Here is a 458-nt window from a genome sequence, read left to right as displayed (position 1 = left end):
CCAAGTAACTGTTCCTGATTACCCAACAACAGGTAATCAACCAAAAGTTACTGTAGATAACCCAGCATTAATCCCTGACGGCAAAGTTCCAGGTGAATATGAAGTACCAGTAACGGTGACATATCCAGACGGTACAAAAGATCATGTATCTGTGAAAGTAGTCGTTGGTCCGAAAGATTCAGATGTCTTTGAACCAGTAGCTGGAAAAGTTGAAAAACCATATGGTACACCAACTACAATTGAAGATGTTGTTTCTAAAGTAACCGTACCAGGCTATTCTAAAGTGGATGATCCTTATAAAGTTATCGTAGATAACCCATCTGTATTACCTAATGGAAACACACCAGGTGTATATGATGTTCCAGTTACAGTGATATACCCAGATGGTTCGACAGACCATGTAACAGTTAAAGTTGTTGTAACACCACAACCAGAAAATGATAAATATGGACCAGTAT

1 protein-coding gene is annotated in these 458 nt (G+C 38.6%); it reads left to right on the top strand.

Annotated elements, in window-relative coordinates; translation table 11 throughout:
• Window positions 1-458: Rib/alpha-like domain-containing protein (locus HMPREF2937_RS09210; protein ID WP_257245383.1), on the top strand; the 458-nt coding region annotated here is incomplete at both ends.

The organism is Staphylococcus sp. HMSC061G12, assembly GCF_001838465.1.
Classification (GTDB): domain Bacteria; phylum Bacillota; class Bacilli; order Staphylococcales; family Staphylococcaceae; genus Staphylococcus; species Staphylococcus simulans.
Note: the sequence above shows the minus strand (reverse complement) of the source record. Positions and strands in the feature narration are given on the sequence as shown.